This window comes from Micromonospora sp. C28ISP2-4, assembly GCF_030519385.1.
GTDB lineage: Bacteria > Actinomycetota > Actinomycetes > Mycobacteriales > Micromonosporaceae > Micromonospora > Micromonospora tulbaghiae.
On sequence record NZ_JAUMKG010000003.1, the window covers coordinates 266,140 to 292,606 of the forward strand.

The following is a 26,467-nucleotide window of genomic DNA, read 5'->3' on the forward strand; positions in this document are numbered from 1 at the left end:
ACCATGGCACGCCGCAAGGACGACCGCGCGAAGGCTGACCTGGCCGCCTTCGACCAGGCCGGCGCCCGCGTCTTCGACAACCCGCTGGTCACCGAAGTCTCGGACTCCTACCTGGAGTACGCGTTCTCGGTCATCCACTCCCGCGCCCTGCCCGACGCACGCGACGGGCTCAAGCCGGTGCACCGGCGCATCCTGTGGTCCATGCACGAGCAGGGCCACCGGCCGGACCGCGGCCACGTCAAGAGCGCCCGGATCGTCGGCGACGTGATGGGTAAGTACCACCCGCACGGCGACACCGCGATCTACGACGCGATGGTGCGGCTGGCGCAGGACTTCTCGCTCAACGTCCCGCTCATCGACGGGCACGGCAACTTCGGCAGCCCGGACGACGGCCCGGCCGCCGCCCGCTACACCGAGGCCCGGATGTCGCGGGAGGCGATGCTGCTCACCGGCGAGCTGGGCGAGGACACCGTCGACGTCGAGCCGAACTACGACGGCTCGCTGACCCAGCCCACCGTGCTGCCGGCGGCGTTCCCGAACCTGCTCGTCAACGGCGCGTCCGGCATCGCGGTCGGCATGGCGACGAACATGATTCCGCACAACCTCGGCGAGGTGGTCCAGGCCGCCCGCTGGCTGATCAACCATCCGGACGCCACACTCGACAAGCTCATGGAGTTCGTGCCCGGCCCCGACCTGCCGACCGGCGGGTTGCTGCTCGGCCTGGACGAGGTGCGCCGCGCGTACGAGACCGGGCGTGGCGTGGTGCGCATGCGCGGCCGGGTGGAGATCGGCCCGCTGGAGGGCAGCCGCGGCCGGCAGGCCATCACGGTGACCGAACTGCCGTACGGCGTCGGCGCCGAGAAGGTCATCGCGGCCATCACCAACGAGGTGAACAAGACCAAGCGGCTCACCGGCATCGCCGACGTCAAGGACCTCACCGACCGGGAGAACGGCACCCGCCTGGTGGTGGAGTGCAAGGTCGGCGTGAACCCGCAGGCGCTGCTTGCGGACCTCTACCGGCTCACCCCGCTGGAGCAGTCGTTCGGCGTGAACAATCTGGTCCTCGTCGACGGCCAGCCCCGCACGCTCGGGCTCAAGGAACTGCTCGACGTGTTCCTGGCGCACCGCTACGAGGTGGTGACCCGGCGCAGCTCGTACCGCAAGCGCAAGCGGGAGGAGCGCCTGCACCTGGTCGACGGCCTGCTGATCGCCCTGCTCGACATCGACCGGGTGGTCAAGCTGATCCGCGCCAGCGAGGACGCCCAGGCCGCCAAGGACGGCCTGATGCAGAAGTTCAAGCTCTCCGAGATCCAGGCGAGCTACATCCTGGACACTCCGTTGCGCCGGCTGACCAAGTACGACCGGCTGGAGCTGGAGGCCGAGCAGGAGAAGCTGCGCGGCGAGATCGCCGAGCTGTCGAAGATCCTGGACGACTCCAAGGTGCTGCGGAAGGTGGTCTCCGACGAGCTCGCGGCAGTGGTCAAGCAGTTCGGCGCGCCGCGGCGTACCACGCTCGTGGACGGCGACCTCAAGGAGGTGCTCGCCGCCTCTGTGCCGGCCGGTCCGCTGGAGGTCGCCGACGACCCGTGCCAGGTGATCCTCTCCGCCACCGGCCTGGTGGCGCGGACCGCGGCCGAGTCGGAGGAGGCCGCCGAGGCGCGCCGGCGCAGCGGCCGGGTCAAGCACGACGCGGTACGCGCCATCGTGCACTCCACCGCCCGCGGCCGGGTGCTGCTTGTGACCAGCGCCGGCCGCGCGTTCAAGATCGATGTGTTGCCGTTGCCGGTGCTGCCGGAACAGTCCGGCACGGTGTCGCTGCGCGGCGGCATGTCGGCGGCGGAACTGGTGCCGCTGGAGCCGGGCGAGACGGTGGTCGGGCTCGCTCCGCTGGGACCGTCAGCGCAGGGGTCGCCCGGGCTGGCGCTCGGTACCCGGGCGGGCGTGGTGAAGGTGTGCGCTCCGGACTGGCCGGTCCGCTCCGACGAGTTCGAGGTGATCTCGTTGCGCGACGGCGACGAGGTGGTCGGCGCGACCTGGCTGACCGACGGCGCGGAGACGCTGGCGTTCGTCTCCTCGGAGGCGTCGCTGCTGCGCTTCGCCGCGTCGGTGGTACGCCCGCAGGGGCTCAAGGGCGGCGGCATGGCCGGCATCAACCTGCCGGACGGCGCGCGGGCGGTGTTCTTCGGCGCGATCCGCACCGACGACGCGAAGCACGGTGAGCCGATGGTGGTCACCTCGACCGGCGCCACTGTGAAGGTGACGCCGTTCAAGGCGTACCCGGCGAAGGGGAGGGCGACCGGCGGCGTGCGCGCGCAGCGGTTCCTCAAGGGCGAGCTGGAGCTGTCGGTGGCCTGGATCGGCCCGCGACCGGTGGGCGCGACCGCCACCGGCGACCCGGTGGAGCTGCCCCCGGCCGATCCGCGCCGTGACGGCTCCGGTTTCGCCGTGATGCTCGGCCCCACCGTGGTGGGCCACCACGTCGACCGCGACTGACGGGAGAGGGCGGGCGGCGTGTGCCACCCGCCCCTACCTGTCGGCCTGCCCTTCCCCGGCTGCCCTCCCAGCCCCACCCGACCCGGTTGATCAAGGAGTTTGCGGCCTGTACGTGCCCACGCGATCTTGCAGTTGTGGCCCCCCACTTTGGGGTGAAAGCAGACATTGTTGGGGCCGGAAGTGCAAGATCGCGCGGGGCGCGGGGCGCGGGGCGCGGGGCGAGGGTGGGGCGGGTCAGAGTTCGGGTTCGGGGGACTGGCGGGACTCGGGGGTGGTGCCGCGCAGGCGGGCGATCAGGCGCATGCCGTGGTAGATCACCAGGGCCGCCGCCGTACCCAGGGCGATGCCGTTGAACGACAGGTCGCCCGCGGTCAGCGTGTAGTTGGCGGCGCCGATGATCACCGCCACCGCGGCGGTGAACAGGTTGATCGGGTCGTGGAAGTCGACCCGGCCCTCGATCCAGATGCGGGCGCCCAGGATGGCGATCAGGCCGTACAGGGCGGTGGTGGCGCCACCGAGCACACCGGCCGGCACCGTCAGGATCAGCGCGCCGAACTTCGGGCAGAGCCCGAGCAGGATCGCCGTGGCGCCGGCGATCCAGTACGCGGCGGTGGAGTAGACGCGGGTCGCCGCCATCACGCCGATGTTCTCCGCGTACGTGGTGGTGCCGGAACCGCCGCCGGACCCGGCCAGCACTGTGGCGACGCCGTCGCCGAGCAGCGCCCGGCCCATGTCGCGGTCCAGGTTGCGGCCGGTCATCGCGGCGACCGCCTTGACGTGCCCGGCGTTCTCCGCGATCAGCACCAGGATCACCGGGATGACCAGCACGACGGCGCGCGCGTCGAAGCTCGGCGTGTGGAACTCGGGGAACCCGACCCAGGCCGCCTGCCGCAGGCCGCTGACCGCCTGCTGGTCGAGGTTGCCGGTGAGCGCGGCGAGCGCCCAGCCGACCGCCACGCCGATCAGGATCGACAGGCGCGCCACGAAGCCGCGGAACAGCACGGTGGTGAGCAGGATCGCGACGAGCGTGACCACCGCGATCAGCGGCTGCGCCTTCACACCGGTGCCGGATCCGTCGCCGTCCCAGGCCACGGGCGCGAGGTTGAGGCCGATCAGCATGACGATCGCGCCGGTGACCACGGGCGGCATCAGCGCGTCGATCCAGCGGGAGCCGGCCACCTGCACCACCACGCCGACGATCGCCAGCGCGACGCCCGCGACCACGATGCCGCCGAGGGCCGCGCCGATGCCGCCGTCGGTCTTCGCGGCCAGCACCGGCGCGATGAACGCGAACGACGAGCCGAGGTACGAGGGCAGCCGGTTGCCGGTGATCAGCAGGAACAGCAGCGTGTCGAGCCCGGAGAACAGCAGCGTGGTGGCGGGCGGGAAGCCGGTGATCAGCGGGACGGTGAAGGTGGCGCCGAACATGGCGACCACGTGCTGCACGCCCACGCCGACGGTGCGCGGCCAGGACAGCCGTTCGTCGGGCTGGACCACGTCGCCGGGGCGTACGTGGCGGCCGTCGCCGTGCAGGGTCCACGGGGACCAGCGGGAGGAGGTGGGGGACTGGGTCATCGGTCGCCCTTCGCGTCATCTGGTGACGGGGGCGTGATCGACCCTGGGAGTTGTTTCTAGCATGTGCCCTGCGAGGACGTGGTCCCGCCCCGGGCTCAGGCGACGCCAGTGGGACGGAACTGGACGCTGACCCGGGGGCCGACCGGGCGGGTGGTCTTCGGCACGGCGTGCTCCCAGGTGCGCTGGCAGGAGCCGCCCATGACCACGAGGTCGCCGTGGCCGAGCGGGAACCGCAGGCTGCCGCCGCCCCCGCCGCGGGGGCGCAGCAGCAGCGCGCGCGGCGAGCCGAACGAGACGATCGCCACCATGGTGTCGGTGTGCGCGGAGCGGCCCAGGGTGTCGCCGTGCCAGGCCACGCTGTCGCGCCCGTCGCGGTAGAGGCACATGCCGGCGGTGACGAACGGCTCGCCCAGTTCGGGCGCGTAGTGCCGGGTGAGCGCGTCGCGGGCCGCGGTGAGCACGGGGTGTGGCAGCGGCCGGCCGGCGGCGTACCAGCAGAGCAGCCGGGGCACGTCGACCTCGGTGTCGTACATGGTGCGGCGTTCGGCCCGCCAGGGCACCTCGTGGCGCAGCGTGTCGAGCACCTCGTCGGAGCCGCGCACCCAGCCGGGCAGGTGGTCGACCCAGGCGCCCCGGCTCAGCTCGTGCCGGCGCAGTGCCCCGGCGAGCGGGCCCAGGGTCGGGCCCTGCTCGGCCAGGTCGAGCATCGAGGGCTGGTACGCGTCGGACACGCAGCCGATCGTACCGTGTTCTCGAACAGGCGTACGACGGTCAGCGCCGCAGCATCCGGCGGACCTTACCCGGGACGGCCTGCTTGATCCGCTCCCGGAGCTGCTGCGAGCGCAGCGCGTCGATGGTGGTGGTGAGCTTGGCGTTCTCGTCGCGCAGCCGCTCGATGCGGGTCAGCAGCTCGGCCGGCGTGGTGGCGGCGGCGGGCCGGACGGCCGGGGGGAACACCGTCTCGTTCACCTGCCGGTCGAAGCGCGCGGCGCTGTCGCCGTCGGCGAACGAGGTGCCGAGGTCGTGCTTGGCCAGGAACGCGGTGATGGTCTCGAAGCGGGCCTTGTGGCCGTCGTTGAGCGCCGTGTAGTCGGCCTCGGCGTAGAGGTCGGCGGCGTCGACGTCGGCCGGCACGTCCCGCATGATCCGGTGCGGGATGCCGAAGTAGCGGGCCAGTTCCAGGGTGCGCGAGTCGTGCGCGAACAGGTAGCCGGGTGTGCCGGCGACGAGCGCCGTGATGGTGCCGTGGATGCGGGTGCCGAACGCGAAGTCGTACCCGGACAGGTGCGACATCCAGGTCCACGGGTCGACGAACATGCGCACCTTGTCCTCGGCGAACAGCGGGTGCGAGGTGTGCAGCGGGATGTCGCTGCTCTGGCCGCGGTGCTCGGGCGCGTCGCCGTAGAGCAGGGTGCCGAGCGTGCGCAGGTCCTGCGGCACGTAGCAGAGGTTCGGGTAGCGCTCCTGGTGGTGGCGGACCACCGAGGCCATCGAGCGGACGTACGGGGAGATGGTGAGCGCGACCTTCGAGTCGGCGGTCAGCTCCGGGCGGGTCTTCTCCAGCTGGAACGTGTCGCCGTGCAGGAACATCGACGGGCAGCCGATCTGCTCCACGGCGGAGAAGCCCAGCGCGTTGAGGTAGCTCTCGGTCACCTCGCCGCGTACGCCGATGCTGTGCGACCGGTCCAGCACTGCCTTGCAGAACGCGCGGACCGGCTCGTCGATCGGCCGCAGGTACTCGCGGTCGCCGTCCACGTTCGTCTGCACGCCGACGCCGAGCACCACCACCGGGATCTTCAGGCGCTCGATCAGCCGGGTCAGTGGCGTGAGGCGGTGCACGAAGCTGCGGCGGAACGCGTTGGCGAGCGGAATGACGAAGACGTCGTGCCGCTCGTTGATCTCGTCGGCGAGGCGCGGGTCGGCCGGGGTGCGGGTCGGTGTGATCTCGGCTGTGGAGGTGGCGAGCAGCTTGTACGCGGCATGGCTGAAGACCAGGTTGCCGCTGTTGTCCCCGATCCAGTTGCCGGCGAACGTCTCCTCGGGCGTGAGGACGTCGAAGGGGCCCTTGCGGGCGCGGAGCAGGATCCGCTGGTGCATCCGGTTCGCTCACCTTCCGTACGGCACGGCGTGCGGGCGGGAGCCGGGTGGGTGCCCGCGCGTGCAGGAACGGAAATCCTATCCGCAGTCCGTGCGGAGCCGGGCGGACGTCGGCTCGCCGGGAACGTCCCGGTTCCCCGGGGTAGGGTGCCCGGAATGACCAGCGCGCCGACCGTCACCCGTGCCCCACGACTGCCGTCGCTGACCGGATTGCGGTGGGTCGCCGCGCTCCTGGTCTTCGCCTTCCACGCCGGCACCATGGGGATCGTCGCCGAGCCGCACCTGAAGACCGCTGTGGACAAGGCGTTCAGCCTGGGCCTGTCCGGCGTCGAGTTCTTCTTCATCCTCAGCGGGTTCGTGCTGGTCTGGTCGTACCGGGACGGGGAGCGCGCGTGGACGTTCCTGCGCCGCCGGTTCGCCAAGATCTACCCGAACCACGTGGTGACGTTCGTCGCGGCGCTGGCGATCGCGGCCTGGTTCGCCGACCCGGTCGTGCCGTGGGCCGCGATCGCCAACTTCTTCCTGGTCCAGGCGTGGATCCCGCTGGGCGGCTACTTCTACAGCGTCAACAACGTGAGCTGGTCGCTCTCCTGTGAGCTGGCCTTCTACCTGTGCCTGCCGCTCGTGGTGCCGTGGTTGCGAAGGGCCCGTACCGGCGTGCTGCGGACCGTGCTGGTCGCGGCGCCCCTGCTCATCCTGGCGTTGTGGCCGGGTCAGCGCCTCGTGCCGGAGGAGCAGCGGTGGTGGTTCACCCAGATCTTCCCGGTGACCCGGTCGCTGGAGTTCTGGATGGGGGTGGCCGCGGCCGAGCTGATGCGCCGGCAGCGCTGGCGCGGCCCGAATCTCGCCGTCGCCACCGGGCTGTTCGTCGCCACGTGGGTGGTCGCCGCGCTGTGGATCCCGGCCGAGTTCTGGGCGGCGCTGCTCGCGGTCGCGTACCTGCTGGTCATCGCGGCCGCGGCGGATGCCGACGTGCGCGGCCGGCCCACCCCCTGGCGGTCCCGCGCGATGGTCTGGCTCGGTGAGGTCTCGTTCGCCTTCTACCTGGTGCACGTGCTGGTCATGGTCACCGTGCTGCGGCTGACCGGGCATTGGGGGACCGGGCTGCCCGGCTGGCGCGGCCCGGTCGCGGTGCTCGGCTTCCTGGTGGTCACGCTCGCGCTGGCCGCCGCGCTGCACCGCTGGGTGGAGACACCGATGATGCGCCTGCTCGGTCCGTCCCGCCGGGCCCGCGCGGCGTCGCGCGTACCGGCCGTCGCGCCGGCGGTGCCGGCTCCGCGCGGGTCCGCCGAGGACGCCGCCGGCCCGGCCGCCGACGGCGGCTCGACGTCCGTCGCCGGTCGGGCCGAGGGCATCGAGTACGCCGGGCGGCGTCGCCCGGACTGACACGCGCACACGTCGGCCGGTAGGTCCGCGACACGCCGTGCGGCGGTGCGTTCGTGGGGGATCGGCGGTAATTTGTACCCGTGCTTCCGATCGCGCTCACCTGCCCCGTGTGGTGGGTGGCGCGCTGGACCGCCCGGATGCTCGCCAGTCTCGCCGTGGTCGTCGCCTGTTCGTTCGGCGCCGCCACGCTGCCGGCCGGTGTCGCCGCTGCCGCCCCGGCTCCGGCGGTCGCCGCCTCGGCGTACCCGGTCGCGGGCGCCTCGACCGCCGCGCGGCCGGAGGTCGACCGCGTCGCGGAGCGGCAGGTCGCTTCCGCCGCTGTCCCGGCGCCCGCTCCCCGGGCGACCGTTCCGGTCGTGGCGGAGCCGGTCCCGGCCGGACGGGCCGCCGCGCCGGCCGGCCCGCGGGCCCCGCCCGCCCGCTGACCCGCCCACGGGCCGCGCCCGTGTTCCGCACCCACTCGCACGTCATCCCCGCACCCGCCCCGGTGGCCTTACCGGCCCACCCCGGCCAGGTCGTGCGGGTCCTCCCGCCAGGTCCTTCCCGTGAGGTGCCGACCATGTCGCAGACCGCTCTGTACCACTTCCTCACCTCCGTGCCCGAGGCCGCCGCCATCTGGTCCTTCCTGCTCCTGCTCGCGCTGGGCCTGCTCGCCGCGCTCGTCGCCCGGCCCGAACGCGACCCCGCGCCGGAGACCGCCCCCGACCCGGCCGACGCCGACGCCGCCGGCCGCGAGGACCTGATCCGGTACGCCGAGGAGGTGGCGGTGGCCGCCGCCGGGGCCGCCCAGACGGCCCGTCGCCGCCGGGAGCGGTGGCTGGCCGCGCAGGACGAGGCGGACCGGGCCTGGACCGCGTACGACGAGGCGGACGCCGCCGCCCGCCGCCTGGCCGGCGCCGCCGCGCTGGCCGCCCCGCGTACGCCGCGAACCCCGGCCGAGTACGCGGCCCGCGAGCGCTGGCTGCACCACGCCGCCATGACGGCGCACTGGCGGGGCGACCTGACCGCCCGCCAGCTCGCCGACGTGCTGGCGGGCCGCAACGGGTGGGATCCGCGCCGGCACCCGGCCGAGCAGGAGATCGTGCTGGCCCGCACCGTCCGGGACGGGCGCCGGGCCGGATGGGAGAGCGCCGCCGCACGGGAACGGGCGGCGTGGCGGGACGCGGAGCTGGCCGCCGAGGCCGCCAGCGCGCTCGCCACCGAGGCGTACGAGGCCACCGTGGCGCTGCGGCCCGCCCCGGCGTACCGCAGCGCGACGCCGAGCACCCTGCCGGTGCCCGCGGCGGTCCGGAACGCACGCTGGCGCCCCGCCCGGGTCGGCTGAGACGACCGTCTCGACCGAATCGTTACCCGGAACGTGGTGAGCCCGGTCGCCCGGGCCGCCGAAACGGGCGTCCGGCGCAGAACAGGTCATCGAGTCGCGCAATTGCCAGGTCGGCGCTGGCCGTATGTCCGCTTTCCGCCGCCGGGTGCCGTCGAAACTGCTTGTCCCATTGAGTGAAGTCAGTAACCGGGTGTTCCGAAATCGGTTACCCCGGATCACGTTTACGCAGGTGGGAGCGCTTGGCATGGGACATACCCGCCGGTAGTGTCGGCGCGTCCGATGCGGTAATCGATCGCCGACGGCGACGCCGCACCGACCCGCCTAATCGTGTTCCACGAACCGGGGACCCATGAGCAACATCGGGGTGAATCCGCGAGCCCACGGCCCGCGGTAGGGCGTACTTCCCGCCCGAATCCGTCAGCTAACCCGGTCGGCGGCCACGGAAGGAGTACCGCTCTTGCCCACCCCTCGATCGTCCCCCCGCCTCCACGGCACCGCGGTGCCCGCGCTCGCCTGACGCGCGACCGGCCCGCCCCCTGGGCGCCCGGCATCACGGGCGTTCCCGATCCCCCGGCCATCCGGCCCCGCCAGCACGTGTGAGTTCCTCCGCGTGCCGGGCCGGCTTGCGCCGCTCACGCCCCGTGGAGGATTTCGTGAAGCACCACCTGAAGCGTCAGCTGCGACGGATCGTCACCGAACGCCCGTACCAGATCGTCGCCGGATCGGCCGCCGCGCTCGTGCTGGCCGCCGGCGCCGGCACCGTCGCCACCGCCGGTGACGACGCCCCGGCCCAGGAGAACACCGCAGCGGTCGCCGATCTCGGCGCCGCCCGCCTCGGCGAGCAGCCGGCCAGCCGCGGCGAGGCCCGCATCGCCGTACCGCAGGCGTCGCCAAGCGCTTCCGCCGCGCCCAGCGCGTCGCCGAGCGCCTCCCCGTCGAAGACGGCCACTGCCGACCCGGACACCACGGCGAAGGCCAAGCCGAAGCCGCCGTCGAGCAAGACGCTCGACTACGACTACCAGGCGCAGATCAACTACTTCTACTGCGGTCCGGCCGCCGTGCGCAACGCGCTCAGCGCCACCGGCATCGAGCGCAGCCAGGACGCGCTCGCCGCCTCCCTCGGCACCACCGAGATGGGCACCAACTCGGCCGAGGACACCACCCGCGTGCTCAACCAGCAGGTCAAGGGCAACCCGTACCGGACCCGCATGATTCCCGGCACCGCCACCCCGGCCCAGATGGACCGGCTCCAGGCCGACGTGGTCGAGGCGATCAGCAACGGCCGCGCGATCGTCGCGAACGTCGCCGGCACGGCCACCGACACCAACGGCGGCTGGCACTCGTTCCCGGGCGGCCACTACGTCGCTGTGGTCGGCTACAAGAACGACGGCCGGACGGTACGCATCGCCGACTCGGCCGACCCGTCGCTGCCGTCGTACTGGGTCACCACGATCGGACCTGGCGAACTGGGTCTCCACACGCGGCCTCCGCCTGACCCCGACCCTCCCGCCCCGCCCCTCCGCCCTCCCTCGACCCGCTGATCTTGCACTTGTGGCCCGGTCACAGCGGACAAAAAGCCGGGCATCCTGGGGGCCGCAACTGCAAGATCAGGGTGCGGGCGGCGCGGAGGTCGGCGAGGGCTCGCTCTCGCGTGTCCGGGGCGGGCGGTGGCAGACTGCGCCAATGGGCGATGCGACGGGGAAGCGGCACCTGGTTCTCCTGCACGGCATGGGCTCCACCGGCGAGGTGTGGCTGCCCTGGGCGCCGCTGCTGGAGCGCCGCTGGCCCGGCCGCTGGCTCGCCCCCGACCTGGCGGGACACGGCTGGTCGCCGCCGCTAGACGGCTACTCGTTCGACGCCCTGGCCCAGCGTGTGGCCGACGGGCTCGGCCCGGTCCGGCTCGGCCCCACCGACCGGCTGGTGCTGCTCGGGCACTCGCTCGGCGGGGTGGTCGCGCTGGCGCTCGCCGCCCGGCGGCGGGGTCTGCCGGTCGACGCCGTGGTCGGGCTCGGCATCAAGGCGGTCTGGTCCCCGGCCGAACTGGCCAAGTCGGCGGAGCTGGCCGCCCGGCCGGTCACCTGGTTCGCCACCCGGGACGAGGCGGCCCGCCGCTACCTGCGGGTGTCCGGGCTCGCCGGGCTGTTCGCGCCGGACCATCCGGTGGTGGAGGCGGGGCTGCGGCGTGAGGACGGCCGCTGGCGGCTCGCGATGGACCCGGCCGCGTTCGCGGTCGGGGAGCCCCGGCTGCCCGCTCTGCTGGCCGCCACCGGCGTGCCGGTGCTGCTGGCCCGGGGCGAGCTGGACCCGATGGTGACCGACGCGCAGCTCAAGGAACTGGGCGTGCCGGTGGCGACACTGCCCGGGCTGGGCCACAACGCGCACGTCGAGGACCCGGAGGCGGTGCTCGCCCTGCTCGACCCGTACCTCTGAGCGGCCGCGCCGACCCCCGCCGGCCCGGCGGGAGGCCGGCGGCGTCCTAGGCGGTGCGCGGCGCCGGGACCGCCCAGTCCGGTTCCAGCTCGCGGCGGGCGGCGGTGAGGAACGCCTCGGCGTAGCCGTCGGCGGGGAAGTCGCCCAGGTAGCGGGTCCGGGCCGCCCAGCGCTGCGCCGCCTTCGGGTCGGCGTCGAGCAGGTCGGTGAGCACCTCGTCCACGTTGGACATGTCGCGCCGCAGCACGTAGCCGGACGCCGCGAGCGGGAACCGCTCGACGAAGTGCTCGCCGTCGGCGCCGGTGTCGGTGACCGCGTACGGCTTGCCGGAGTAGAGCCAGTCGGAGATGACCCCGGAGACGTCGGAGACCAGCGCGTCGGCGCGGTTGACGCACTCGGTGAGCGTCAGCTCGCGGCTCGCGGCGGCGCCCCACAGGTGCGGCCGGCCGGTCTTGGCCCGGTCGGCGGCGAGCAGCTCGGTGAGCCGGGCGAGCTGGCGGGCCGAGGCCGGGTTCTTGTCGGTGTACGGGTGGGCGCGCAGGATCACCGTCGCGCCGCGGTCGATCAGCCGGCGGATCAGCGTCTCGGCCACCGGCAGCGAGCAGTAGTTGGCGTCGGCGTTGTGGCCGGTCCAGGTGGGGGTGTACAGGACCGTGGGGTGCGCGGACGGGGTGACCGGCTCCCGGCGTACCTCGATGGCCTCGACCTGGGGGCGGCCGACCACGACGAACTTGTCGGCGGGGATCTCCACGCCGGCGCGGGCGTACCTGTCGATCGCGGCCTGCCCGGCCACGAAGATCTTGTCGAAGATGGCCGAGACCGGGTTGGCGCTGGGGGCCTTGTCGCTGTCGCCGTGGTGCAGCTGCACGTGGGTCAGCTGGTTGAACCGGATCACGTGGGCGTTCTTCGCGCCGTGGTTGACGTAGAACGCGACCCGCAGGCTGGGCACCAGCGCCTCGTCGAGCGCCTTCAGCGTGGGGCAGAGGACCACCGGGGCGCGGGTGGCGGCGGCCACCGCTGGCAGCAGCTCCGGCTCGCGCAGCACCACCACGAACGGGCGGCCGATCCGTTCCAGGTACGGCAGCCACATGGTGACCTGGTACTCCGAGCCGGGCGGGGCGGAGAAGTGCAGCACGAACTCGGGCTGGTGGCGGCGCAGCGCGCGGCCGACCGGTCCGCCGCCAGCGGGCGGGCGGAACCGGCGCCGGGCGAGGTCCAGCGCGACCGCCCCGCACCCGGCGCCGACGAGCAGCGCGGCGACGAGCGCCGTCCAGGCGGGCAGCGCCAGGGCGGCGGCGAGCGCCACCACGGCGAGCAGCGCCAGCAGCGCGTCGCCGAGCCGGGCGGCGACCAGCGGTGTCCACGTGCGGACCGGGAGGTTCGCCGCCCGGATCTCCAGCGCGCCGGCCTGCCGCAGCGGCCCGACCAGCAGCACCAGCCCGAGCAGGACCAGCGCGGTGGCCGCGAGGGCCGGGTCGAAGCCGTCGTCGAGCCGCCGCGCGTAGCCGACCAGGATGCCGGCGGCGACGAGCACCGTCTCGGCGAGGCCGTCGGCGGACGGCCGGACCCGGCGCTCCCAGGCGGTGGCGGCGAGCGCCGCGACGGCCAGGGCCAGGCCCCAGCCGGTCGCCCCGGTGAGCGCCACGACGAGGAAGGCCAGCACCGCCAGCCCGGTGGTCAGCACCCGGGCGAGCAGCTTGCGGACCAGGTCACCACGCATCTGGTACGTCCCGTCGGGTTCAGGCGTCGGCGGACAGCTCGGACCGGTGCGGGCCCGGCTGGGCCGGTACGGCGGCCACCTGCTCGCCGGGGGACCGGCGCACGTCGACCACCTGGCCGGTCAGTTCGGAGATCAGCACGTCCAGGGACGCCTGCGCGACCGCCTCGGAGGAGAGCAGCGTGTGCTCCGGCTCCTCGCCGAACGCCCGCGTCCGCATCGGGGTGGCGGTGCGTTCCGGGTTGACGCAGTTGACCCGTACGCCGAACTCGGCCCACTCGTCGGCGAGCGCCTGGGTCAGGTTGACCAGCGCGGCCTTGGTGGCCGAGTAGAGCGCGTAGCGGGCCCGGCCCCGGGTGTACGAGCTGGACGTGTAGAGCAGCAGCTGGCCCTTGGTCTGCTGCAGGTACGGCAGGGACTGGCGCGCGATGGTGACCGGGCCGACGAAGTTGACGTGCAGGAGACGGTCCATCGTCTCGGTGTCCATCTCGGCGAGCGCGCCCTTCTCCAGGATGCCGGCGGTGACCACCACGTGGTCGATCCGGCCGGTCGCCTCGAAGGCGGTCTTCAGCGCGGCGGTCACGTCCTCGGCGCGCTCGACGTGCGTGCCGGTGGTGGAGCGGCTGAACGGGAAGACCTGGGCGCCGTAGGAGCGGGCCAGTTCAGCGAGGTCGTGGCCGATGCCGTAGCTGCCGCCGAAGACCACGATGGTCCGGCCGGTCAGCTCCTCGGCGTAGCTGCGGTGGTCGGTCAGCCGGGGCGCCTGGGCGGCGGCGAGCTGGAACAGCTTGTCGGCCAGGTGCACGTCGACCGGGTGGGTGACCTTGATGTTCTCGTCCGAGCCGTCGATCACCTTGATCGGCGTGCCGGGCAGGTAGCGCAGCACCACGCCGCAGTCGTCGGTGGCGGCGAAGTCGGGGTCGCCCTCGGCGCGGCGGTACGCCTCACGGATGGTGCCGGAGCGGAACGCCTGCGGGGTCTGGCCGCGGCGCAGCCGGGAGCGGACGGGGATGTCGGTGATGCAGTCGTCCGCGTCGACCTGGATGATCGTGTCGGCGGACGGGATGGCCACGTCCACAGCCGAGTACGTCCAGAGCGCGTTCACGCACTCGCGCACGATCCGGGCGCTGACCAGCGGGCGGACCGCGTCGTGGAAGAGGATGTTGACGTCGCCCTCGCCGACCGCGTCGAGCGCGATCCGGGTGGTGTCGTTGCGGGTCTCGCCGCCCTCGATCACCTTGGTGACCTTGCGGAAGCCGGCGTCGGCGACGATGCGCCGCGCGTCGTCGACGTGACCGGTGGCCATCAGCACGATGATCTCGTCGATCTCCGGCGCGGCCTCGAAGACGGCGAGCGTGTGCTCGATGATCGGCTTACCGGCGATCTTGAGGAGCTGCTTCGGGATGCCCAGTCCGAGGCGCGTGCCGGTCCCCCCGGCGAGGATCACGGCCACCGTACGCGCGGGGCGCCAGGGTGCCGGGCTCGCCGGCGCGGCGTCCGGTGCGGTGGTGTGGTCCTGCGTCATTGCCGTACCTCACTCTGGGTGAAAGGGGATGGATCCGAAAACCTTAACGCGTACGCCGGAGCGCACCGCTCCGGGCGGAACCCGGTGCGGTGCGCTCCGGGGCGCTACTTCTGGTTCTCGTACGCGTCGCAGACCTCCTTGGTGGGGCCGTCCATCTTCAGGACGCCGCTCTCCAGCCAGATGGTCCGCTCACAGGTGTCCCGGATCGAGCCGATCGAGTGGCTGACCAGGAAGACCGTGCCGGCGCTGTCGCGCAGCTCGCGGACCCGCTGCTCGCTGCGGACCCGGAACTTGCGGTCGCCGGTGGCCAGCGCCTCGTCGATGAGCAGCACGTCGTGCTTCTTCGCCGAGGAGATCGCGAAGCGCAGCCGCGCCCCCATGCCGGAGGAGTAGGTGCGCATCGGCAGCGAGGCGAAGTCGCCGCGCTCGTTGATCCCGGAGAACTCGATGATCTCCGGGGCGATCTTCTTGACCTCGTCCGGGTGCATGCCCATGGCGAGGCAGCCGAGCACCACGTTGCGCTCACCGGACAGGTCGTTGAGCAGCGCGGCGTTCACGCCGAGCAGCGACGGCTGGCCCTGGGTGTAGACGGCGCCGCGGGCCGGCGGGAGCAGCCCGGCGATGGCCCGCAGCAGTGTGGACTTGCCGGAGCCGTTGCTGCCGATCAGGCCGATCGCCTCACCCTCGTACGCGGTGAAGCTGACGCCCTTGACCGCGTGCACCTCGCGGATGTTCGGCGCCTTGGTGCGGGAGACGATCCGCTTGAGCGCGGAGACCGGTGTGGTGCCGCCACTCGCGCCCTTGTGGATCCGGTAGATCACGTGCACGTCGTCCACCACCACTGTGGGGACGCGGCCGGAGTCGATCACCGGGCCGGCGTTCAACGGCAGGGTCTGCTCAGCCACGGCCGTACTCCTTCTCTCCGCGCCAGAAGTAGACGAACCCGCCGATGCCCATCACGACCGCCCAGAACACGCCGAGCGCCCACAGCTTCAGCGGGGAGCTCACCAGGTTCGCCTGGTGCGAGTCGAGCAGCGCGTAGCGGGCCAGCTCGATGAAGACCAGCGGCGGGTTCCACTCCAGGAGGTTGGCCGCCCACGACGGAAGGTGCTCGCGGATGAGCGCCACCGGGTAGAGCACGCCGGAGGCGTACAGCCAGGTGCGCATCACGAACGGCATGATCTGCTTGAGGTCGGTGACCTGGGAGCCGAGGCGGGCCATGACCATGCTCAGCCCGACGTTGAAGATCGTCTGGAGCAGCAGCATCAGGGGGAGCAGCAGCCAGCGGAAGGTGAGCGGCTCGCCGGTGATCAGCACGATGGCGGCCAGCACGACCATCGACATGAGCAGCTGCTGGAGCTGGACCAGCGTCACGGTGATCGGCAGCGCGGCACGCGGGAACTGCAGTGCCCGGATCAGGCCCAGGTTGCCGGTGATCGCGCTGACGCCGTTCGTCGCCGCGGTCTGGGTGAAGATGAAGATGAACACACCGGTGCACAGGTACGCGATGAAGTTCGGCACGTTCTTGTGCTGGGCCAGGATCAGACCGAAGATCAGGAAGTAGACCGCCGCGTTGGTGAGCGGTGTCAGCACCTGCCAGAGCTGACCGAGCTGGGTGTTGCTCAGCGAGGAGGCGACCTTCGCCCGCGAGTACGCGGTCATGAAGTGCCGGTACGCCCACAACCTGCGGGCGTACTCGCCCAGGGTGGGTCGTTCCCCGGCCACCCGTAGCCCGTACCGCTGGGCCAGCTGGGCCCGGGTCAGTCCGGATTCGGGGTCGGCCACCGCGGTGTTGGCCATGTTCAGGCGCTCCGATCTTTCGTGCTGATGGGGAGCAGTGCGGTGAATGAGATCCAGCGTGGCCGGGCGGGGAGGAGCCGCCTCGCTGCTGCATGGAAGGTAGTCCACCGAACGTCGGGACGCAACCGTACCGTCGTTGCGCTACATTGTTCCACGTGACGACCGAGAAGAGGCGTGCCCCGGCCGGCGCGGCGGTGCTGCGCGGGGAGATCACCAGTGCCATCCGCGCCGCCGTGATGCAGGAGTTGGCCGAGGTCGGCTACGGTCGCCTGTCCATCGAGGCGGTGGCCCGCCGGGCCGGTGTGAGCAAGACCGCCATCTACCGCCGTTGGCGTTCCAAGCTCGACCTGGTGCTGGACATGGTCTCGGCGGTGGCCGGGCGGAACATCCCGCTGCTGGACACCGGCAGCCTCCTCGGCGACCTGGAGATCCTGCTGCACGTGATGGCGCGCGCGCTGCGTCACCGGCTGGCCGCGCAGATCATCCCGGACCTGCTGGCCGAGGCGGCCCGCAACCCGCAGATCGCGGAGAAGTTGCAGGCCGCCCTGGACGACTACCAGCAGGCCATCGGGCGGATCCTGATCGGCCGGGCGGTCGAGCGCGGTGAGCTGTCCCCGGACACCGACCGGCGCGCCGCCGTCGATCTCATCGTCGGCCCGGTCTACTGGCGGATGGCGATCTCCCGGGCCCCGCTGGAGCCCACCGAGGTGCCCCGGATGGCGGCCGCTATCGTCGCCGCGCTGCGGGTAGCATGCGTGGGGCCTGTACGCGACGAGGTGGAAGTCTGAACCCCGGGCCGCCCCCGGAGGGCCGTCGTCGATCATGAACAGAAGGTCACACCCGGTCGGACAATCAGTGCAACCGGCTGGTTTTCCCGACAGACCGGTACCATCCCCCGAAATGTCTCTCATGAACCACGCGTCGACAGGAGGAAGCCCCATGGCCGGGCCGCATCCAGAGTTCATTCCCCCCGCACGGCCGATCATCGGCGAGGCCGAGATCGAGGCGGCCGTCCGGGTGCTGCGGAGCGGCCGGGTCGTGCAGGGCCCCGAGGTCGCCGCGTTCGAGGAGGAGTTCGGTGACCTGGTCGGCGGCCGGCACTGCGTCGCCGTCAACTCCGGCACCTCCGCGCTCCAGCTGACGCTGATGGCGCTCGGCTTCGGCCCGGGCGACGAGGTCGTCGTCCCGTCGTTCTCCTTCGCCGCCAGCGGCAACGCGGTCCGGCTGGTCGGCGCCGAGCCGGTCTTCGTGGACATCGAGCCGGGCAGCTTCTGCGTCGACCCGGAGGCGGTCGCCGCCGCGATCACGCCGAAGACCGTCGCGATCATGCCGGTCCACCTCTACGGCCACCCGGCCGGGATGGACCGGATCATGGAGATCGCGCAGCAGCACGGCCTCGCCGTGGTCGAGGACGCCGCGCAGGCGCACGGCGCCGAGCTGAACGGCACCCCGGTCGGCGCGTTCGGCACCGCCGGGTGCTTCAGCTTCTACCCCACGAAGAACATGCACTCCCTCGAGGGCGGCATGATCAGCACCGCCGACGTGGACCTCGCCCGCACCCTGCGGCTGCTGCGCAACCAGGGCATGGAGCAGCGGTACGCCAACGAGATCGTCGGCGCCAACATGCGCATGACCGACGTGGCCGCCGCGATCGGCCGGGTGCAGCTCACCCAGCTCGCCGAGTGGACCGAGCAGCGCCGCGCCAACGCCAAGTTCCTCGACTCGGCGATCACCGGCATGGTCACCCCGCCGGTCGCCGACGGCGCCAAGCACGTCTACCACCAGTACACCGTGCGGGTGCGGGGCGACCGCGACGCCGCCCAGGCCCGCCTCACCGAGCTGGGCATCGGCAACGCGGTCTACTACCCGACGCCGATCCACCGGCTCAAGCCGTACCTCACCGCCGACGGCAAGCCGGGCCCGTGGGACCTGCCGGAGACCGAGCGCGCCGCCGCCGAGGTGGTCTCGCTGCCGGTGCACCCGTCGCTGAGCCAGGCCGAGCTGGAGCGGATCGCCGAGGGCGCGAACCTGGCCGGCGGTGCCCGATGAGCGACGGCGGACGGAAGCTGCGGGCCGGCCTGATCGGCCTCGGCGCGATGGGCCGCAACCACGCCCGCGTGCTGTCCAACCTGGACGGCGTCGAGCTGGTCGGCGTGGTCGACCCGGCCGGCGACGTGACCGGCACGCTGCGCGCGCCAGTCGTACCCGAGCTGAGCGACCTGCTCGCCCTCGGCGTCGACTACGCGGTGGTGGCCTGCCCGACGGCGCTGCACGAGCCGATCGGCATGGAACTGGCCGCCAACGGCGTCTGCGCGCTCATCGAGAAGCCGCTGGCCCAGTCCGTCGACGCCGCCACCCGTCTGGTCGAGGCGTTCGAGAACGCCGGCCTGGTCGCCGGCGTCGGGCACATCGAGCGCTACAACCCGGCGCTGCAGAGCCTGCGCACCCGCCTGGAGGCAGGCGAGCTGGGCGAGGTGTTCCAGGTCGTGACCCGGCGCCAGGGCCCGTTCCCGCACCGGATCGCCGATGTCGGCGTGGTGATGGACCTGGCCACCCACGACATCGACCTGACCGCCTGGGTGACCGGCCAGCAGTACAGCTCGGTCGCCGCCCGCACGGTCTCGCGCAGCGGCCGGCTGCACGAGGACATGGTCGCCGTGGTCGGCCAGCTCGCCGACGGCACGATGGTCAACCACCTGGTGAACTGGCTCAGCCCGCTCAAGGAGCGGTCGACTGTGGTCACCGGTGACAAGGGCTGCTTCGTGGCCGACACGCTCACCGCCGACCTGACGTTCTACGCCAACGCCGCCATCGACACCGAGTGGGAGGCGCTGCGCGCGTTCCGCGGCGTGGCCGAGGGCGACATGGTCCGCTACGCCATCCCGAAGCGGGAACCGCTGCTGGTCGAGCACGAGCGCTTCCGGGACGCGGTCGAGGGCAAGCAGAGCGACATCGTCACGCTGCGGCAGGGTCTGCGTACCGTCCAGGTCGCGGCCGCCCTGCTGGAGTCGTCCGCCGACGGCAAGGTCGTGTCCGTCGCGGCCAGCGGCAGCGACGCGGAGCCGGCACTGCGATGAGCCCGGCGCCGGTGCGGCGGACGGTCTCCGCGGTACGGCGGCGGATTCCCCGGCGGTGGCGCATCGCGCTCCGCCGGGCCGCCGCCGGCGCGCGGCCCTGGCAGACCCCTTCGGTACGCGAACTGTGTGAACTCCCCGCCGGTACACCGCTGCTGGTGCACGCCGGCGGGATCACCGGGGACCGGGCGCTGGACGGCGTGCTGCGCGCGCTCGTCCGGCTCCCCGAGTTCCACCTGGCGCTGGTCTGCGGCGAGGCGGAGCGGGCACCGGCCCAGGAACTGGTCCGCCACGCCGGCAAGGCGCGCCGGCGGGTCCACCTGGTGCCGCGCCCGCGTACCGTGACGGCCGCGTTCCTCGCCCCGGCGGACGTGGCGGTGTTCGGGTTCGACCCGGACGCCGGTCTGGACCTGCTGGACACCTTCCTCGCCGCCGGACTGCGGGTGGTCGCCGCCGACAGCCGGGTGGTGCGCGAGCACCTGGCCCGGCACGGCGGCGGCGACCTCTTCGCGCCCGGCTCGCTGCCGTCGTTCGCAAACGCGGTGGAACGGGCCCGGCAGCGCGGCGGCGACGAGGCGCCGCCGGAGCAGGAGCCGCCGGTCGCGCCGGTCGAGGCCGGCACGCCCGGCCCCTGGCGTCCGCTCGGCGCCGGGCCGATCCGGCTGGGGCTGGGCACGGCGAACTACGCCGGGCAGCTCTCCGCCCTGGCGGTCGCGATCACCACCGCCCGCGCCGACGTCGGCGTGGAGCTGGTGATGGCCAAGCCGCCGGCCACCTACCGCTACCCGGCCGACCGTTACCTGAACTACCCCGGTGAACACCGGCTCGACGTGCAGATCGCCCGGGCCGAGCGGGTGCTCGGCTGGTACACCCACCTGATCGTGGACGCGTTCCGCCCGGTGCTCGGCCGGGCCAACGGCGACGACATCGCCGCGGACCTGCCCGCGCTGCGCCGGGCCCGGATCAAGGTCGCGCTGCTGGCGCACGGCAGCGAGATCCGCCATCCGGGCGCGCACCTGGAACGGCACGCCGAGTCCGCCTTCCGGGACGCCCCGGATGACCTGATCGGGCAGCTCACCACGGTGGCCGAGCGGAACCGGCGCACCGCCGAGGAGAGCGGCCTGCCGTTCTTCGTGACCACCCCCGACCTGCTGGACGACGTGCCGTCCGCCACCTGGGCGCCGCTGATCGTCGACGTGGACGCCTGGGCCTGCGACCGCCCGGTGCTCGAACGCGCCAGGCCGGTGGTGCTGCACGCGCCGTCGAAGCGGTGGACCAAGGGCACCGACCGGCTCCTGCCCCGGTTGCAGGAGCTGCACGATCGACGGATCATCGAACTGCGCCTGGTGGAGGGGCTGCCGCACCACGAGATGCGGCGCCAGGTGCAGGAGTGCGACATCGTGGTCGACCAGCTGGTGATGGGCAGCTACGGCACGTTCTCCTGCGAGGGGATGGCCGCCGGCCGGGTCGTGGTGGCGTACCTCAGCGAGGGGCCGCACCGGGCCGCCGGGGTCCAGCCGCCGATCGCCAACGCCACCCCCGGCACGCTCGTCAAGGCCATCGAGTCGCTGCTCGACGACCGGCCCGCCGCGGTCGCCCTGGCCGCGGAGGGCACCCGTTACGTCCGTGACCACCACGACGGGCGACGCACCGCCGAGGTCTTCGACGCCTTCCTCCGGTGACCAGCCCACCCACCACCCACGCCCGCACCGTCAACGAGGAGAAGCACCCGATGCAAGCTGGCGCTAACAGCGATGCCCGACCGACCCGGGGCCGGGTGGTGATGCTGGTCGACAACGGCGTCCACGGCGACTCCCGGGTGCAGAAGGCAGCGCGCTCGGCCGCCGACGCCGGCTGGGAGGTCTTCCTCCTCGGCATCCGCAACGCCCGCTCCGACGCCGACACCTGGCGCATCGGCGACGCCGAGGTGCGGCTGCTGCGGGTGCCCAAGCCGCTGCACCGGCTGCCCCGGGAGTACAGCCGGTCGCTGCGCCGGCCACTGGCGTACGCGTCGACCACCAAGGCCGCCTACCGGGTCCAGGAGATCAAGGCCTGGCAGGCCGATCTGTACGAGCGCCGCGTCCGCGCCCAGGCGCTGGGCGGCGGGCTTCCGGCCGTCGTGGGACGGGCGGCCCAGCTGCCGTCCCGCGCCGCCGCCACCGCGCTCGCCCGCTGGGTGCGCTTCCGCAGCGCCGAGACCCGCCGACTGCGCAAGGCGCAGGTCGACCCGGACGCGCTGTTCAGCCGCCTGCCGGTGCGGTTCTGGCAGGGGCTGCTGGGCGACCGCGCCTGGCGCCGGCTGGACCCGGGCCTGTGGGACTTCGAACTGGCCTTCCGCAAGGCGCTCGACGAACTCAAGCCGGACATCATCCACGCCAACGACTTCCGGATGCTCGGCATCGGCGCGCGGGCGACGCTGCGGGCCCGGGCCGCCGGCCGGCGGACCAAGCTGGTCTGGGACGCGCACGAGTTCGTCGGCGGCATCACCGGCCGGGCCGACAACCCGCGCTGGCTGCCCGCCCAGATCGCCTACACGGCCGAGTACGCCGCCTACCCGGACGCCGTGGTGACCGTCTCCGACACGCTCGCCGACCTGCTCCAGGAGACCCACGGCCTGCCCGACCGGCCGGCCGTGGTGCTCAACGCGCCGATGGCGCCACCGGCCGAGGCCGACGGCGACGTGCCGGACCTGCGGGCGCGCTGCGGCGTGGACGACAGCACGCCGGTGCTCGTCTACTCCGGCGCGGTGAACCCGAGCCGGGGCTGCCAGATCATGGTGGAGGCGCTGCCGGAGCTGCCCGACGTGCACGTCGCGTTCGTGACCATGAACCCGAACGGCGACAACCAGTTCTCCGAGGCGCTGCTGGGGCGGGCCGCCGAACTCGGCGTCGCGGACCGCGTGCACCTGCTGCCGTACGTGGCGCACTGGCAGGTGGTGCCGTTCCTGTCCGGCGCGGACGCCGGGGTCATCCCGATCCACCACAAGCCCAACCACGAGCTGGCGCTGATCACGAAGTTCCTGGAGTACTCGCACGCCCGGCTGCCCATCGTGGTCAGCGACGTGAAGACCATGGCGCAGACCGCGCGGGCCACCGGGCAGGGCGAGGTTTTCACCGCCGAGGATCTGGCCGACTACGTCCGGGCCGTCCGGGCGGTGCTCGCCGACCCGGAGCGCTACCGGGCCGCCTACGACAAGCCCGGCCTGCTGGAGGGCTGGACCTGGGAGGCCCAGGCCCGGATCCTCGACGAGGTGTACGCCTCGCTGCTCGGCAAGCCCGCGGCGGGCGGGGCGCGTCCGCCGGCGTCCCGGCGTCCCGGCGACGAGCGGGAGTACGCGGCCACCTCCCGCTGACCCCCGGCACGGAACGGTTCGGCCGGCTCCCCGCGGAGGGGAGCCGGCCGATCACGTGTACGGCGGTCAGGCGGACGTGGCCGGCGGCTCCAGCAGCAGCCGGTCGAAGTCCTTCTGCGTCACCGACCAGTCCCAGGTGCTCAGCACGTGCGACGCCGCGGCGCGGCCCGCCTCACGCCAGACCTCCTCGGTGGCGGTGAGGGCCAGGATCCGCTCGGCGGCCTCCTGCGGCGTACCCACCACCCAGTCGCTCGGGAAAAGGCTCCGGGCGCTGTGCGGGCGGCCGGCGAAGAACGGCCAGTCGCGCACGACCGGCACCGCGCCGCTCGCCGCGCCCTCGACGAGCGCACAGTGGAAGCTCTCCCGCAGCGAGGTGCTGAGGATGACCCCGACGTCGGTGAGCGCACCGGGCACGTCCTCGGTGCGGCCGGTCCGCACCACCGCGCCGGACGGCTCCAGCTCGGCCAGTTCGGCGTCGAGTTCCCGGACGTAGGCCGCGATGGCCGGGCTGAGCTCCGGGTTGAGGTCGTCGCCGACCAGCTTGAGGCGGTACCGCTCGTCGTGCCGGCGCAGCTCCCGCAGCACCGCCAGCGCCCAGCGCGGGTCCTTCGCCAGCGAACTCAACCCGACCAGCCCGAGCGTGAACCGGCTGTCGGCGGAGACCTTCGGCGCCACGTACCGGTGCAGGTCCATCGCGTTGCTGATCATGTGGGTCCGGGGGCCCTGCGGCGCGCGCAGCCGCGGCACCGCGGCCAGCGCCAGGTCGCGCAGGTGCTCGGAGACGAAGACCACGTCGTCCACACGCGACCAGTCGGTCAGGTGCGGCCACCAGCTGAACGCCTCGAAGCTGTGCAGGCGGACGATCACCCGGGTGGTGCCCGGGTCGATCATCGTCAGCATCGCGGCGCCGAGGTTGCACCAGTCCGCGAAGACCGTGTCCGCCCACTCCAGGTGGGGGCCCCACGCCTCCTGGACCTCCCCGGCCCGCTTGGAGGCCCCGGCGAGCATGTGGAGCGTCACGTTCGTGCGGCCGTTGCTGAGCACCGGGAGGATCGACTCATCCATCAGGTTCAGTCGGCGAACCTCCACCCCGGGCATCGCCTCGTAGCGCTCCAGGATCGGCCCGAGGAAGTTGTCGTTCAGCCCGGTGAAGAAGAGCATCCGGTGCGGCCGGCCGGCGGGCGGGAACGCCGCCGGGCTCTGCCGCCCGCGCGGCGTCGCCATGGCCCGGCCGGCCTCGCTGTTGTGCAGCGGCGCGAGGAACTTCTCCGGGTCCTCGGCCAGCGGCGAGGTGGTGCCGTCGAACTGCACGATCCGGTGGAACATCAGGTTGAACGCGCGCAGCACGTGCGGCGCGGCCTTACCCGGGTTGCGCTTCTTGAGGTAACCGTCGGCCAGCTTGAGCTGACCCCGCACCACTGTCATCAGGTGCTCGGGCACCCTGCCCTGGCTCAGCTCCCCGTCCACGATCGGGCCGAGGAGCTGCCCCCTGGTCGCCGGGCTCTTCAGCCGGCCCTGCGCCGCCAGCGCCAGCCGCTTCGCGCTGTCGCCGTGCCCGGTCTTGAGCATGTTGCCGGTGACCCGCCGGGCGATCTTGCCCCGGTGCCGCTCCGGCAGGCCGGGCGCAGTGACGGCGCCCTGCCAGAACCAGCGCACCGGACCGAGCTTCATGGCCCGCTTGCCGGTGCTCATCTCGAACACCCGCTTCGCCAGGTCGACCGTCTGGTTGCGGGTGGCGCTCGCCAGCACGCTCGGGGCCGGGCCGACCGTGTTCAGGCGGGGACGGCGGTAGCGCGCCGGGTCGGCGGACCGCTTCTCCACCGCCCGCAGCGCCGGGGCGATGCCGTAGACGGCGTCGGCCCGCCGGTAGCGCTGCGCGAGCTGCCAGACGGTGTGCAGGGCCTGCGCGTCGAGCGCGACGAGGACGTCGGCCCGCTTGGCGTGCCGGCGTACCCACGGGTCGCGCTGGGCGCGCAGCCACGGGCGCCGGGCCGGGGCCGCCCGCTTGACCGCCCGGCCGAAGCGAGGGCCCAGCTCGGTGGCGGTGGGCAGCAGGTGCACCTCGGCCAGCTCGGTCGCCGCCGGGATCTTCTCCACCGGGTCGAAGGTGGTGGCCACCCGTACGGTGACGCCCCGGTCGCGGAACTGCTGGAGCGCGTCGGTCAGGACCGCCACCCGCCCGGGGACGGTGCCCATAACCATCAGGACCTCGATCATGACCTACCTTCTCGGGCCAGGACGCGAGCGCCGGCGGGGGAGGGCTGTGGGGTGCCGGCCGGACCGCCGGCGCCCAGCACCAGCTCGGTCACCTCCCGGACGGCGGGGATGAGCTGCTCCTCGCGGGCGTACTGCCGCGCCTCGGCACGAGCCTTCTCCCGCTCGGGCGCGTCGGCGGTACGGGCCATCGCGGCGGCCCGCCGGAAGGCGCCGGCCAGCTCGGCCGGGTCCAGCCCGACCGCACCCGTCCAGAGCGGATAGGTGGACAGCACGGTGGAGGCGTCGTGGTCGGCCTCGTGGGCGGAGACCACCGGCAGGCCGGTTGCCATGTACTCGTACACCTTGCCGGAGGTCATGTACCGGCCGCCGGTCACCATCAGCACCACCGCGTCCCAGCGGGAGTAGAGGTCGACCACCTCGGCCTTGGGCACCGAGCCGCCGACCAGCACGCCGTCGACGGCGGCGGCCTTGAGCAGCTCCGCGTGCGCGTTGTCGCCGCGCGCCCAGGCGGCGCCGATGTGGCCCCGCACCTCGAAGCGGGCGTCGGCCAGCTCCGGGTCCTCGGCGCGTGCCGTGCGCCAGCCCTCCAGCACGGCGCTCAGCAGCGGTACGGGGAGGTTCAGCGCGCCGAGGTAGCCGAAGGTCAGCGGCCGGTCCGGCGGGGCGGGGCGGACCTGGGCCGGGATGCTCGCCGCGTCGTAGCCGTTGCGCACGATCCGCATCTTGTGCGCCAGCTCCGGATAGCGCTCGCGGTACCAGCGGGAGATCGGCTCGTTGACGTTCCAGATGGCGATGGCGTTGGTGAGCAGCTTGATCTCCCACTGCCCGGAGACCGACTCCCGGGTGAACGCCTCGCCGTTGTTGATCACGTCGACCGACCAGCCGTCGCGGAAGTCCACCACGTACGGCACCCGGTGCGTCTCCCACAGCTTCCAGGTCGCGGACAGGTTGACGTACGGCGCGCAGGTGGTCACCAGCAGATCGACGTGCCGCTCCCGGTGGATGCGGAGCAGGGCCTTCTCCAGCGCGGGACGCCAGCCGCCGAAGACCGGCTCGGGGAAGACCTTGAGGTTCTGCTTGCGCAGGTCGGCCAGGTAGTCCTTGTGCGCCAGGGCGCGCTGCTCGGTGAACGTGCGGATGTCGGTCTCGAGGTCGTCCCGGAACAGCGGCAGCTTCACCACGCGCACGCTGGGGTCCACCCCCTGGGAGAGGGTGTGGTCGAGTCCGTACTCCCGTTCCCAGGCCTCGTCGGCGATGGTGACCGCGGTCACGTCCCAGCCCGCGGCGGCGAACTGGTTGGCGGTCTCCCGCATGCGGTAGGCGCAGCTCTTGGCCGCCGGTGGGAAGCCGATCGCGAGGTAGACCATGTGCGGCCGGGACCCGGACCGTCGCGGCCGGGGAAGTTTCAACGAGTCCCAGAGAGTTCGCCCGTTGTTCATCGATTCCGATCCTGGGGAGGTGGGGAGATGCCGTGTCG

The 26,467-nt window shown here is 72.9% G+C and carries 19 protein-coding genes, 1 pseudogene and 1 riboswitch; of the genes and pseudogenes, 11 read left to right on the plus strand and 9 right to left on the minus strand.

Annotation, left to right across the window (positions count from 1 at the left end; all coding sequences use genetic code 11):
• The first annotated feature begins 3 nt into the window (after positions 1-3).
• Positions 4-2,493, plus strand: a complete 2,490-nt coding sequence (locus tag Q3W68_RS14555; RefSeq protein WP_302905932.1) for a DNA topoisomerase (ATP-hydrolyzing) subunit A — start codon at positions 4-6, stop codon at positions 2,491-2,493.
• A 234-nt stretch (positions 2,494-2,727) separates the two neighbouring features.
• Here the strand turns inward: Q3W68_RS14555 and Q3W68_RS14560 are convergent, their stop codons facing one another.
• The 3 genes from Q3W68_RS14560 to Q3W68_RS14570 form a co-directional block, all read right to left on the minus strand.
• Positions 2,728-4,068 (minus strand): uracil-xanthine permease family protein, encoded by a 1,341-nt coding sequence (locus Q3W68_RS14560; protein ID WP_302905933.1) that lies wholly within the window; start codon positions 4,066-4,068, stop codon positions 2,728-2,730.
• A 95-nt stretch (positions 4,069-4,163) separates the two neighbouring features.
• On the minus strand, positions 4,164-4,799 hold the full coding sequence (locus Q3W68_RS14565; RefSeq protein WP_302905934.1) for an alpha-ketoglutarate-dependent dioxygenase AlkB: 636 nt from the start codon (positions 4,797-4,799) through the stop codon (positions 4,164-4,166).
• Positions 4,800-4,839: 40 nt separating this feature from the next.
• Positions 4,840-6,165 (minus strand): polysaccharide pyruvyl transferase family protein, encoded by a 1,326-nt coding sequence (locus Q3W68_RS14570; RefSeq protein ID WP_302905935.1) that lies wholly within the window; start codon positions 6,163-6,165, stop codon positions 4,840-4,842.
• A 156-nt stretch (positions 6,166-6,321) separates the two neighbouring features.
• On the opposite strand from Q3W68_RS14570, the gene Q3W68_RS14575 reads away from it, so the two are divergent.
• The 5 genes and pseudogenes from Q3W68_RS14575 to Q3W68_RS14595 all read left to right on the plus strand — a co-directional run bounded on the left by Q3W68_RS14575 (position 6,322) and on the right by Q3W68_RS14595 (position 11,305).
• Positions 6,322-7,551, plus strand: coding sequence for an acyltransferase (locus tag Q3W68_RS14575; protein WP_302905936.1), 1,230 nt, complete (start codon positions 6,322-6,324; stop codon positions 7,549-7,551).
• An 80-nt stretch (positions 7,552-7,631) separates the two neighbouring features.
• On the plus strand, positions 7,632-7,976 hold the full coding sequence (locus Q3W68_RS14580; protein ID WP_302905937.1) for a hypothetical protein: 345 nt from the start codon (positions 7,632-7,634) through the stop codon (positions 7,974-7,976).
• A 134-nt stretch (positions 7,977-8,110) separates the two neighbouring features.
• Positions 8,111-8,875 (plus strand): hypothetical protein, encoded by a 765-nt coding sequence (locus tag Q3W68_RS14585; protein WP_302905938.1) that lies wholly within the window; start codon positions 8,111-8,113, stop codon positions 8,873-8,875.
• A gap of 308 nt (positions 8,876-9,183) precedes the next feature.
• Positions 9,184-9,326: riboswitch (cyclic di-AMP (ydaO/yuaA leader) on the plus strand.
• 190 nt (positions 9,327-9,516) lie between these two features.
• Positions 9,517-10,360, plus strand: a pseudogene (locus Q3W68_RS14590) (C39 family peptidase); the annotation flags it as partial.
• Between the two features lie 198 nt (positions 10,361-10,558).
• Positions 10,559-11,305, plus strand: a complete 747-nt coding sequence (locus tag Q3W68_RS14595; protein ID WP_302906190.1) for an alpha/beta fold hydrolase — start codon at positions 10,559-10,561, stop codon at positions 11,303-11,305.
• Between the two features lie 46 nt (positions 11,306-11,351).
• Here the strand turns inward: Q3W68_RS14595 and Q3W68_RS14600 are convergent, their stop codons facing one another.
• The 4 genes from Q3W68_RS14600 to Q3W68_RS14615 form a co-directional block, all read right to left on the minus strand.
• Positions 11,352-13,025: a CDP-glycerol glycerophosphotransferase family protein gene (locus tag Q3W68_RS14600; RefSeq protein WP_302905939.1), complete on the minus strand. Its 1,674-nt coding sequence runs from the start codon at positions 13,023-13,025 to the stop codon at positions 11,352-11,354.
• 19 nt (positions 13,026-13,044) lie between these two features.
• Positions 13,045-14,547 (minus strand): bifunctional cytidylyltransferase/SDR family oxidoreductase, encoded by a 1,503-nt coding sequence (locus Q3W68_RS14605; RefSeq protein ID WP_302905940.1) that lies wholly within the window; start codon positions 14,545-14,547, stop codon positions 13,045-13,047.
• Positions 14,548-14,651: 104 nt separating this feature from the next.
• Positions 14,652-15,452, minus strand: coding sequence for an ABC transporter ATP-binding protein (locus Q3W68_RS14610; protein ID WP_302905941.1), 801 nt, complete (start codon positions 15,450-15,452; stop codon positions 14,652-14,654).
• Positions 15,445-16,347, minus strand: a complete 903-nt coding sequence (locus tag Q3W68_RS14615) for an ABC transporter permease (protein ID WP_302905942.1) — start codon at positions 16,345-16,347, stop codon at positions 15,445-15,447. Before Q3W68_RS14615 ends, Q3W68_RS14610 begins: the two co-directional genes overlap by 8 nt.
• 155 nt (positions 16,348-16,502) lie before the next feature.
• Here Q3W68_RS14615 and Q3W68_RS14620 point away from each other — a divergent pair, with 155 nt between their 5' ends.
• The 5 genes from Q3W68_RS14620 to Q3W68_RS14640 all read left to right on the plus strand — a co-directional run bounded on the left by Q3W68_RS14620 (position 16,503) and on the right by Q3W68_RS14640 (position 22,773).
• On the plus strand, positions 16,503-17,135 hold the full coding sequence (locus Q3W68_RS14620) for a TetR/AcrR family transcriptional regulator (protein WP_120570716.1): 633 nt from the start codon (positions 16,503-16,505) through the stop codon (positions 17,133-17,135).
• A 151-nt stretch (positions 17,136-17,286) separates the two neighbouring features.
• Positions 17,287-18,396 carry a DegT/DnrJ/EryC1/StrS aminotransferase family protein gene (locus Q3W68_RS14625; RefSeq protein WP_302905943.1) on the plus strand — a complete coding sequence of 370 codons (1,110 nt, stop codon included), beginning with the start codon at positions 17,287-17,289 and terminating at the stop codon, positions 18,394-18,396.
• Positions 18,393-19,424 (plus strand): Gfo/Idh/MocA family protein, encoded by a 1,032-nt coding sequence (locus Q3W68_RS14630; RefSeq protein WP_091423607.1) that lies wholly within the window; start codon positions 18,393-18,395, stop codon positions 19,422-19,424. The genes Q3W68_RS14625 and Q3W68_RS14630 overlap by 4 nt, the downstream gene beginning before the upstream one ends.
• Entirely contained in the window at positions 19,421-21,103 is a 1,683-nt protein-coding gene (locus tag Q3W68_RS14635) for a glycosyl transferase family 1 (RefSeq protein ID WP_302905944.1), read from the plus strand. The genes Q3W68_RS14630 and Q3W68_RS14635 overlap by 4 nt, the downstream gene beginning before the upstream one ends.
• Positions 21,104-21,153: 50 nt before the next feature.
• Positions 21,154-22,773 carry a glycosyltransferase family 4 protein gene (locus Q3W68_RS14640; RefSeq protein ID WP_302906191.1) on the plus strand — a complete coding sequence of 540 codons (1,620 nt, stop codon included), beginning with the start codon at positions 21,154-21,156 and terminating at the stop codon, positions 22,771-22,773.
• Between the two features lie 66 nt (positions 22,774-22,839).
• Here the strand turns inward: Q3W68_RS14640 and Q3W68_RS14645 are convergent, their stop codons facing one another.
• Both Q3W68_RS14645 and Q3W68_RS14650 read right to left on the minus strand, forming a co-directional pair.
• A complete protein-coding gene (locus Q3W68_RS14645; protein WP_302905945.1) occupies positions 22,840-24,990 on the minus strand; it encodes a glycosyltransferase family 1 protein in 2,151 nt (716 codons plus the stop codon).
• Positions 24,987-26,429, minus strand: a complete 1,443-nt coding sequence (locus tag Q3W68_RS14650; RefSeq protein WP_302905946.1) for a glycosyltransferase — start codon at positions 26,427-26,429, stop codon at positions 24,987-24,989. The genes Q3W68_RS14645 and Q3W68_RS14650 overlap by 4 nt, the downstream gene beginning before the upstream one ends.
• Positions 26,430-26,467: the final 38 nt, after the last annotated feature.